Source organism: Microbacterium sp. K41, assembly GCF_004794395.1.
Classification (GTDB): Bacteria; Actinomycetota; Actinomycetes; order Actinomycetales; family Microbacteriaceae; genus Microbacterium; species Microbacterium sufflavum.
Genome location: NZ_SSDO01000455.1, coordinates 1 through 9,756 on the forward strand (window position 1 = coordinate 1; position 9,756 = coordinate 9,756).

The following is a 9,756-nucleotide window of genomic DNA, read 5'->3' on the forward strand; positions in this document are numbered from 1 at the left end:
AGTCCGGCTCCGGCGGTGAGGGTGTCGTCCGCGTGCGCGGCCGGGGAGTCGTCCGGCCCGTAGCCGCCCGCGATCCCGCCCTGCGCGAGCGGTGTGCAGCCCTCGCCGACCTCGCCCTTCGTCACGAGCGTCACGGTGTGGCCCGCCTCGTGCGCGTGCAGGGCCGCGGTCATGCCCGCGATGCCCGCTCCGACGACGACGACGTTCATCGCGTGCCGGCTGCCGGGGGCTTGGCGGCGAGCATGCGCTCGAGGGCGACCCTGGCCGGTTCCGCGACGTCCTGGGCCACCGTGATCCGGTTGGGCGTGCGTCCCGCGACCAGCTCCTCCAGCGTCCAGGCGAGGTAGCCGGGGTGGATGCGGTACATGGTCGAGCAGGGGCACACCACGGGGTCGAGGCAGAAGATCCGGTGCTGCGGGTACTGCGCGGCGAGGCGGCGCACGAGGTTGATCTCGGTGCCGATCGCGAACGTCGTCGGCGTGGTGGCCTCGTCGATCGCGCGGCGGATGTACTCGGTCGATCCGGCCTCGTCGGCGGCGTCCACCACCTCCATCGGACACTCTGGGTGGACGATCACGCGCACGCCGGGGTGCTCGGCGCGGGCCTGGTCGATCTGCGCGACCGTGAAGCGGCGGTGCACGGAGCAGAAGCCGTGCCACAGGATGACGCGCGCGTCGCTGAGCTCGTCGGGCGTGGAGCCGCCCAGCGCTCGCCGCGGGTTCCACAGCGGCATGCGCTCCAGCGGCACGCCCATGGCCTTGGCGGTGTTGCGGCCGAGGTGCTGGTCGGGGAAGAACAGCACGCGCTGTCCGCGCGCGAACGCCCATTCGAGCACGGTGTGCGCGTTGGAGGAGGTGCAGACGATGCCGCCGTGTCGCCCGACGAAGCCCTTGATCGCGGCGGACGAGTTCATGTAGGTGACGGGGATCACGGGCACGCGGCCCTCCGCGTCCGGCGTGTCGAGGTCGCCCAGCACGTCGGCGAGCTGCTCCCAGCACTCCTCGACCTGGTCGATGTCGGCCATGTCCGCCATCGAGCATCCGGCGGCGAGGTTCGGCAGGATGACGGACTGCTCGGGGCGCGACAGGAGGTCGGCGGTCTCGGCCATGAAGTGCACACCGCAGAACACGATCGCCTCCGCGTCGGTCCGGCCCTTGGCGGCCGTGGCGAGCTGGAAGGAGTCGCCCACGTAGTCGGCGTGCGTGACGACCTCTTCGCGCTGGTAGAAGTGCCCGAGGATCACCACGCGGTCGCCCAGGGTCGCCTTGGCGGCACGGATGCGGTCGTGGAGCTCGGCCTCCGGTGCCTCGCGGTATTCGGCGGGCAGTTCGCCCTGGCGGGGAGCGCCGGTGGGGATCACATCGCCCATGGACGACCCCGGGCCGTAGCCCGGGCGGATGTCGAAGTCCCAGGGGCCGGCCGCGAGGTCGGTGGTGCAGGTGGTCTCGGTCGACGCGCCGGTGACGATCGCCTGGATCGCGTGGTCGACCGAGGCGTCCACGGGCAGGACGGCGGGAGTCGGGACGGCGGTGATGCTCATCGGGTGCTCGTTTCTTCGGGGCCGAGGGGGCCGCGGTCGGCCAGCTCGACATCGGTGTTGTCGCGGTACAGACGGGCGGGACGGTGGCTTCCGGTGCGGAACCGGTCGGTGGGCAGGAGGTTGCCGGTGGCCTCCACCTGACGGCGGAAGTTCGCGGGGTCGAGCTGGCGGCCGAGGATCGACTCGTACGCCTCGCGGAGCTCGGCGAGCGTGAACTCCTCGGGCAGGAAGCCCTGTGCGACGCGGCTGTAGCCGACCTTGTTGCGCAGGCGCCACAGGGCGTACTCGATGATCTTGGCGTGGTCGAACGCCAGTGCGGGGAGCTCGTCGACCTCGAACCACTGCACGTTCTCCGGCGCGCGTCCGCTGGCGCGGTGGGCGGCGATCTGGGCTTCGACGTCGTCCTGTCGCAGCAGAGCCCAGTACACGATCGAGACGACGCGCGTGGGGGAGCGGTCGACGGCGCCGAACGCGTAGAGCTGCTCGAGGTAGCTGGGCGCGAGGCCCGTGGTCTCCGCGAGCGTGCGGGCGGCGGCGTCGACCGGGGATTCCTCGGCGGTGAGCCAGCCGCCGGGGAGCGCCCACTGCTGCGCGAACGGCGCGCGCGTGCGGAGCACGAGGGGGAGGGCGAGCACGGCGCGGCCGTCGTCGGTGCGCCGCAGCGTCAGGATCACGGTCGAGACGGCGACGCGGATGGGCTGGCTTAGAGTCATAGGCACCTTAACCTCCGTGAACGATCTTAGTGTCATAGCGACCCTTAGGGCGACTCCATGACGCCGAGGGTCCAGCGAGTCCGAAACGTTATCTGCGGGAGGGAATAGGACTTGTCCGGCCTGATGGGGTTTGTTAGGTTACTGTCCTAACAAACCCCTTCGAGGTGACGTCCGTCTCCTCCTCGGGTTTCCCGTGAACCCCGACCGGGGTTCGGCTCCATCCGGAGAATCCCTCCTGCAGTGCAGCACCGAGAGGAAATGAAGAATGATCCGTAAGGGAAAGCGCGGTATCGCGCTCACGGCGGTCGCGGGGGCCTCGGTCCTCGCGCTGGGACTCACCGCCTGCGGTGGCGGGGGAGGCGAAGGCGGCAACGCCGACGGCGACCGCGCCCTCCGCGTCTGGGCCGGCAGCCAGACGCCGATCACCGCGAACTACAACCCGTTCGCCCCGACCGTGCTCCACGGCGCGCTCGGCCCGATCTACGAGCCGCTCTTCTTCTACAACAAGACGAAGGACTCCGAGCCCGTCGGCCTGATCGGTGACTCGTTCGAGTACAACGAGGACGGCACGCAGATCACGGTCAAGATCAAGCCCGACCTCAAGTGGAGCGACGGTGAGCCGCTCACTGCCGATGACGTGGTCTTCTCGTTCATGTACGAGGCGAACAACCCCGAGGGCAACGGCCTCACCTCTGCCGAGGCCACCGACGACACGACCGTGGTGCTCACCTACTCGATCCCGCAGTACACCACCGAGTTCCAGCGCATGGGCTCGACCTACGTGCTCCCCGCTCACATCTGGTCGGAGATCGACGACTTCGCGAACTTCACGAACGAGGACCCCGTGGGCTCCGGTGCCTACGTCGTCGACAAGACGACAAGCGAGTCGTACACGCTGGTCGCCAACGAGAACTTCCGCGACGCCGACGAGCTCGGGGTGAAGAAGGTCCAGTACATCGCTGTCGACAACAACCAGACCGCGCAGGACCTGCTGGCCGCCGGCGAGCTCGACTGGGCCGGCATGTTCATCCCCAACCCGGACGACGTGACCGGCAACGGCAAGATCGAGTGGATCAACACGCCGCAGGACCCGACGGTGCTGTACACGTGCTCGAACGCCGAGCTCGGCTGCACCGGTCCCCAGACCGACGTCGCCGTGCGCCAGGCGCTCAACGTCGCGATCGACCGCGCCACCATCAAGGACAAGGCGTTCGTCGGGCTCACCGGCGACATCTCGCCCGCGTACACGCTGCTGCCGCGCGACGAGAAGTGGCTCGCCGACCCGGCGAACGAGGTCAGCCCGCAGGAGGCCGACGCCGCCGAGGCCGGCTCGATCCTGGAGGCCGCCGGCTACACGAAGGGATCCTCGGGCATCTACGAGAAGGGCGGCGTGCCGATCGAGCTCAACCTGATCTCGGTCGACGGCTGGACCGATTATAACGATGCCGCGAAGCTCATCGCGGAGCAGGCGGAGAAGGCAGGCATCAAGATCACGCCCTCCACCGTGCAATGGCAGGAATTCTCCGACGCGCGTCAGGGCGGCGGATTCCAGCTCATCGTCGGCGGTGTCATCGGCACTTCGGTCGCTGATCCGTTCCAGATCTACCGTGACTGGTTCGGTGGTACCGCGGTCGGCTCCACGGGACCGGTCGGCGCGGAGATCCCGCCCACCCGCTGGAACTTCAGCCGCTACGACAACCCCGTCGTCGACCAGGCCGTGCAGACGGCGATCGCAACGAACGACGAGGCCGAGCGGAAGGCGCTCTACGCCACCATCCAGACGGAGATCGTCCGCGACCTTCCGTACATCCCGCTGGTCGTCAACGCCACCCAGACCTTCTACAACACGAAGGACTTCACGGGCTGGCCGACGGAGGAGGATCTCTACGCCTTCCCGCCGTCCTGGGGTGCGATTGCGGCCGGCTACGTGCTGACGCAGCTGAAGCCGGCGAAGTAGGCGAGAGGAGTCAGGGGAAGCGGGAAGTCAGGAGCACTGTGACATGAAGTTCTATGCACGAAGAATCGGGTTCTACGCATTCACGCTGTGGGCCGCGATCTCCCTCAACTTCCTGCTTCCCCGGCTCATGCCGGGGAATCCGGCCGACATCATGATCGCCAAGATGCAGCGGGCGGGCGGCGAGGTCTCCGAGACCACGATCCGCAACATCCGCCTGCTGCTCGGCGGCGACGACTCCTCACTCTGGGAGCAGTACCTCGACTATTGGGGTCGCATCTTCACTGGCGATCTCGGCACCTCGGTCACCGACTTCCCGAAGCCGGTCGTCGAGCTCATCGCCGAGGCGCTGCCGTGGACGCTCATCCTGGTGGGCCTGTCGACCCTGATCTCCTTCGTGCTCGGCATCATCCTCGGTGCGTGGGCGGGGTGGAAGCGCGGCACCTGGGTCGACCACGTCATCCCCGCCACCACGGTCCTCCAGTCGATCCCGTACTTCTGGCTGGCTCTGATCCTGGTCGCGGTGTTCGCCGTCGGGCTCGGCTGGTTCCCCATCTTCGGAGGCTACGACGTCTTCGACTTCCCTTACGGCCCCGAGCCGACGTGGGCCTTCTTCACGGACGCCCTGTCGCACGCGGTGCTCCCCGCCCTCACGATCGTGATCAGCTCGGTCGGCGGGTGGATGTTCGGGATGCGCAACATGATGGTGTCCACCCTCGCCGAGGACTACGTCCTGACCGCGGAGGCGAAGGGGCTGCGTCCACGGAGGATCCTCACCGCCTATGCCGCCCGGAACGCCGCGATCCCGTCGATCGCCGGGTTCTCGATCACGCTCGGCTTCGTCGTCGCCGGTGCCATCGTGATGGAGCAGGTCTTCACCTATCCGGGCATCGGCAAGCTCATGTTCCAGGCGGTCACCGCCAACGACTACGCGCTCATGCAGGGCCTGTTCCTGGTGATCACCGTGACCGTGCTCGCCGCCAACTTCCTCATGGACCTCGTCTATGGATTCATCGACCCGAGGGCTCGCCAGAATGTCTGACACGAAGAACCCGCTCCTCGTCGAGGAGACGCCCGCCGTCGCCCCCGAGGGCACGCTCGCCGTGGCCACCCAGCGGCAGGATCGCCCACGGCGCCGCATCCTTCCCCGCACATCGCCCAAGTTCACCGTCGGCGCCGTCCTGGTGCTCGCGATCGTGCTGTTCGCGATCATCGCGCCGATCTTCTCGCAGAACCCCCGCAGCACCGACAACCCGGCGCTCCAGCCGCCCTCGCCGGAGCACTGGCTCGGCACGACCAAGCTGGGCAACGACATGTTCGCGCAGCTGGCGATCGGAGCGCAGGGGTCGCTGCTGGTGGGCGTCACTGCGGGCGGCATCGCGATCGTGCTCTCCCTCTTCTTCGGTGTGCTGGCCGGGTACCTCGGCGGCTGGCGCGAGGATGTGCTGGCGCTGCTCACCAATGTGATGATCGTGATCCCGGGCCTTCCCCTCGTGATGGTGATCGCCTCGTTCGTCCCGCAGCGCAGCTGGCAGATGGTCGCCTTCGTGCTCGGCATCACGGCCTGGGCAGGTGCCGCCTACGTCCTCCGGCTGCAGACGCGATCCCTGCGGACGAGAGACTACGTGTACGCCTCGAAGGTGGCGGGGGAGCGCTCGTTCCGCGTGATCCTCGTCGAGATCATGCCGAACCTGCTGCCGCTGCTGACAGCTCAGTTCCTGTTCGCGATCATCTTCGCGATCCTCGGCGAGGCGGGGCTCTCCTACCTCGGTCTCGGCCCGAACTCGTCGATCACCTGGGGGTCGATCCTGAACGATGCGCAGTCGGGGCAGGCTCTCGGGCGTGGCGCGTGGTGGTGGTTCGTGCCCCCGGGCCTCATGATCGCGGTGCTCGGCGCCGGACTCGCCCTCATCAACTTCGCGATCGACGAGGTCATCAACCCGAAGCTGCGCAACGCGCCCGATGCGGCCCGCCGTGTGCGCAGGGCCGCCAAGACGAAGGGGATCTCCGCATGAGCGAAGCGGTGCTGTCGGCGAGGAATGTGTCGATCGAGTACGAGGTGGATCCGCCGGTCAGGGCGGTGCGGGATGTGTCGCTGACGCTGCATCGCGGGGAGATCCTCGGGCTCGCGGGAGAGTCGGGGTGCGGGAAGACGACGCTCGCGTACGGGATGAATCGGTTGCTCAAGGCGCCGGCGTTGATGACGGGTGGGGAGATCGTGTTCCATGACCGGGATGGGCACGACATCGACATCGTCGGCCTCGATGGGGAGGGGTTGCGGGCGTTCCGGTGGGACAAGATCTCGATGGTGTTCCAGGGGGCGATGAACTCGTTGAACCCGGTGATCAGCGTGAGGGCGCAGATCTTCGACATCTTCGACACGCACCGGCCCGGCATGAGCAAGAGGGCGAAGCGGGAGCGGGCGGAGGAGCTGCTGACCCTGGTGGGGGTGGATCCGAATCGGTTGACGAGTTTCCCGCATGAGCTGTCGGGCGGGATGCGGCAGCGGATGATGATCGCGATGGCGTTGGCGCTCGATCCGCAGGTGATGATCATGGACGAGCCGACCACGGCGTTGGATGTGGTGGTGCAGCGGGGCATCATCCGGGAGATCATGCGGTTGCGGGAGAGGCTCGGGTTCGCGGTGATCTTCATCACGCATGACCTGCCGATGCTGATCGAGATCAGCGACCGGATCGCGGTGATGCTGCAGGGGCGGATCGTGGAGCAGGGCACGGCGGAGGAGATCTACCGGACCCCGCAGCACGAGTACACGAAACGGCTGCTGTCGAGTTTCCCGTCGTTGACCGGGGAGCGGGGCGATTTCGTCCGCACGGGTATGAGCCAGGAGGGCATCCGATGAGCGGCAACGGCACGGGCACCGGCGTCAGCACGCGTGAGGGCACGCTCGAGGCGCGGAATCTGGTGAAGGACTTCACCCTGCGCTCCGGGTTCCGCACGAGCGTGTTGCATGCGGTGAAGGACGTGTCGTTCACGATCGCGGCCGGGAAGACGGTCGCGCTGGTGGGGGAGTCGGGGTCGGGGAAGTCGACGATCGCGCGGATGCTGATGAAGCTGGAGACGCCCACCTCCGGGTCCATCCTGTTGGACGGCAGGGAGACCGGCACCCGGGGTCGGGGGTTGGAGCGGTACCGGTCGGATGTGCAGATGGTGTTCCAGGACCCGTTCGCGTCGTTGAACCCCTTCCACACGATCGTGCATCACCTGGAGCGTCCGATCCGCCTGCACCACCCGAAGCTGTCCGGCGCGGCGGTACGGGCGCGGGCGATCGAGCTGCTCGAACGGGTCCGGCTGACCCCGGGGGAGAGCTTCGCCGAGCGCCGCCCGCACGAGCTGTCCGGCGGGCAGCGGCAGCGGGTCGCGATCGCGAGGGCGCTGGCCCCGGGGGCGCGGTTCATCGTCGCCGACGAGCCGGTGAGCATGTTGGACGTGTCGATCCGGCTCGGGGTCCTGAACCTGCTGGCCGAGCTGCAGCGGGAAGAGAACCTGGGCGTGCTGTACATCACCCACGACCTCGCCACAGCCCGCCACTTCTCCGATGAGATCATGGTGCTCTACAAGGGCGACGTCGTCGAACGCGGACCCGCCGACCAGGTCATCCTCCACCCGCAGCACGACTACACCCGCACCCTCCTCGGTGCCGCCCCCGAGCCGGAGAACCTCGGCCGTCTTCGCGATGAGGTGCGTGCGGAGCTCGCGGGACGGTGATCCGGGTCCGAGCCGTATGGGTGGGGCCCGTGCGTCGGGCTAGACTGAAGCCACAATCGAAGACAGGCCGAACGACCCACGCGGGAGAGCCCCGGCGCACGCAGCCGGGCACCGAAGGAGCAAGCCTCCCCGCCAATCTCTCAGGTACGCGTACCGCGGGGGTCCGGCCGCTCTGAAAAGCGATCCCGAGCTGTCGGGGATCCGCCGACGGTGAAAGCCCGCGTGCTCGTGCGGGCGAAGCTCTCAGGCCCATGACAGAGGGGGAGTTCCCTGGAACGGCGATGCCGCCGTTCCGCCCGACCCAGCCCGGGAGAACTCCATGTCCGACCCCCGCTTCACCCCGCTGCGCGAGCGCCACGAGGCCCTCGGCGCATCCTTCACCGACTTCGGCGGCTGGCAGATGCCGGTGCGCTACACATCCGACCTCGCCGAGCACCACGCCGTGCGCCAGGCGGCGGGCATCTTCGACATCTCGCACATGGCCGAGTTCACCGTGCGCGGAGGGGACGCGGGTGCCTTCCTCGACTACGCACTGGCCGGACGGCTGTCGGCTCTCGCGGTCGGCAAGGCGAAGTACTCGCTGCTGCTCACGCCCGAGGGCGGCATCGTCGACGACGTGATCGTGTACCGGCTCGCCGACGACGACTACCTGATCATCTCCAACGCCGGCAACCGTGACGCCGTCCGTGGTGCGCTCGCGGACCGGGTCGCGGACTCCGGGGTCGAGCAGGTCGAGGTCGCCGACGTGTCCGACGACTACGCCCTCATCGCGGTGCAGGGTCCGCGCGCCGAGGAGATCCTCGCCGCGACGGCCGGTATCGTCGAGGTGAGCGTGCCGTGGGCCGAGCAGCGCTACTACGCCTGGGCGTCCGCGACGTTCGCGGGGCAGCCGCTGCTCCTCGCCCGCACCGGCTACACGGGCGAGGACGGCTTCGAGCTTCTGGTGCCGGCGGCTCACGCGGCCGCGCTGTGGGATGCCGTGCTCACGGCCGGGACGCCCCTGGGCCTGGTACCGGCGGGCCTCGCGGCGCGCGACACGCTCCGGCTCGAGGCCGGGATGCCCCTGTACGGCCATGAGCTGAGCCTGGACACGTCGCCCGCGCAGGCGGGCCTCGGTCGCGTGGTGGTCGCCGCGAAGGAGCGCTTCGTCGGCAAGGACGCCCCCGCCCCGGCGGCCGACGCGCGCGTCCTGGTCGGACTGACCGCCGAGGGTCGCCGCGCGGGCCGCGCCGGCTACGCGGTGGTCGACGCCGACGGTGCCCCGCTGGGGGAGATCACCAGCGGCGCCCTGAGCCCGACGCTGGGTCATCCGATCGCGATGGCCTACGTCGACCCTTCTTCCGCGGAAGAGGGAACCGCAGTATTCCTTGATGTGCGGGGGACCCGTATCCCCGCGACCGTGACCGCCCTGCCTTTCTACCGGAGGAACTCATGACCGACCTCAGCGCACTCCGCTACACCGACGAGCACGAGTGGATCGCCGGTGACGGCGACACCGTGACCATCGGCATCACCGACTACGCCGCCGAGAAGCTGGGCGACGTGGTGTTCGTCGAGCTCCCCGCCGTCGGCACCGAGATCACCGCCGGCTCCGTGGTGGGCGAGATCGAGTCGACCAAGTCGGTCGGCGAGCTCTACGCCCCGGTGGCCGGCACGGTCGTCGAGATCAACGACGCCGTGGTCGACGACCCGTCGCTGGTGAACGCCGAGCCCTTCGAGGGCGGCTGGCTGCTCAAGGTCTCGGTCGCCTCCGGCGCCCTGGACGGACTGCTCGACCGCGACGCCTACGTCGCACTCTCGGAGGGCTGAGACACACGTGG

At 68.7% G+C, this 9,756-nt stretch carries 10 protein-coding genes and 2 riboswitches; of the genes, 7 read left to right on the plus strand and 3 right to left on the minus strand.

Features of this window, described 5'->3' with window-relative positions; genetic code table 11:
* The 3 genes from DW309_RS14620 to DW309_RS14630 all read right to left on the minus strand — a co-directional run.
* On the minus strand, nt 1-209 hold a 209-nt coding region (locus tag DW309_RS14620; RefSeq protein WP_136045776.1), incomplete at its 3' end, for an FAD-dependent oxidoreductase.
* Nucleotides 206-1,540 (minus strand): quinolinate synthase NadA, encoded by a 1,335-nt coding sequence (gene nadA, locus DW309_RS14625; protein ID WP_136045777.1) that lies wholly within the window; start codon nt 1,538-1,540, stop codon nt 206-208. The genes DW309_RS14620 and nadA, both read right to left, overlap by 4 nt.
* On the minus strand, nt 1,537-2,253 hold the full coding sequence (locus DW309_RS14630) for an NUDIX hydrolase (RefSeq protein ID WP_136045778.1): 717 nt from the start codon (nt 2,251-2,253) through the stop codon (nt 1,537-1,539). Before DW309_RS14630 ends, nadA begins: the two co-directional genes overlap by 4 nt.
* Before the next feature lie 265 nt (nt 2,254-2,518).
* Here DW309_RS14630 and DW309_RS14635 point away from each other — a divergent pair, with 265 nt between their 5' ends.
* The 7 genes from DW309_RS14635 (at nt 2,519) to gcvH (ending at nt 9,745) form a co-directional block, all read left to right on the plus strand.
* A complete protein-coding gene (locus DW309_RS14635) occupies nt 2,519-4,210 on the plus strand; it encodes an ABC transporter substrate-binding protein (protein ID WP_136028552.1) in 1,692 nt (563 codons plus the stop codon).
* A gap of 43 nt (nt 4,211-4,253) precedes the next feature.
* Nucleotides 4,254-5,249: an ABC transporter permease gene (locus DW309_RS14640; RefSeq protein ID WP_136028553.1), complete on the plus strand. Its 996-nt coding sequence runs from the start codon at nt 4,254-4,256 to the stop codon at nt 5,247-5,249.
* Entirely contained in the window at nt 5,242-6,222 is a 981-nt protein-coding gene (locus tag DW309_RS14645; protein WP_136045779.1) for an ABC transporter permease, read from the plus strand. Before DW309_RS14640 ends, DW309_RS14645 begins: the two co-directional genes overlap by 8 nt.
* Complete coding sequence (locus DW309_RS14650) at nt 6,219-7,070, plus strand: ABC transporter ATP-binding protein (RefSeq protein WP_136045780.1); 852 nt, start codon at nt 6,219-6,221, stop codon at nt 7,068-7,070. Before DW309_RS14645 ends, DW309_RS14650 begins: the two co-directional genes overlap by 4 nt.
* Complete coding sequence (locus DW309_RS14655) at nt 7,067-7,936, plus strand: ABC transporter ATP-binding protein (RefSeq protein ID WP_136045781.1); 870 nt, start codon at nt 7,067-7,069, stop codon at nt 7,934-7,936. The genes DW309_RS14650 and DW309_RS14655 overlap by 4 nt, the downstream gene beginning before the upstream one ends.
* Before the next feature lie 71 nt (nt 7,937-8,007).
* A riboswitch (glycine riboswitch) is annotated at nt 8,008-8,102 on the plus strand.
* A gap of 1 nt (nt 8,103) precedes the next feature.
* Nucleotides 8,104-8,201, plus strand: a riboswitch (glycine riboswitch).
* Between the two features lie 54 nt (nt 8,202-8,255).
* The gene (gene gcvT / locus DW309_RS14660; RefSeq protein ID WP_136045782.1) at nt 8,256-9,371 is read left to right on the plus strand and encodes a glycine cleavage system aminomethyltransferase GcvT; all 1,116 of its coding nucleotides are present in this window, start codon (nt 8,256-8,258) and stop codon (nt 9,369-9,371) included.
* Nucleotides 9,368-9,745 (plus strand): glycine cleavage system protein GcvH, encoded by a 378-nt coding sequence (gene gcvH, locus DW309_RS14665; protein ID WP_136045783.1) that lies wholly within the window; start codon nt 9,368-9,370, stop codon nt 9,743-9,745. The genes gcvT and gcvH overlap by 4 nt, the downstream gene beginning before the upstream one ends.
* Nucleotides 9,746-9,756: the final 11 nt, after the last annotated feature.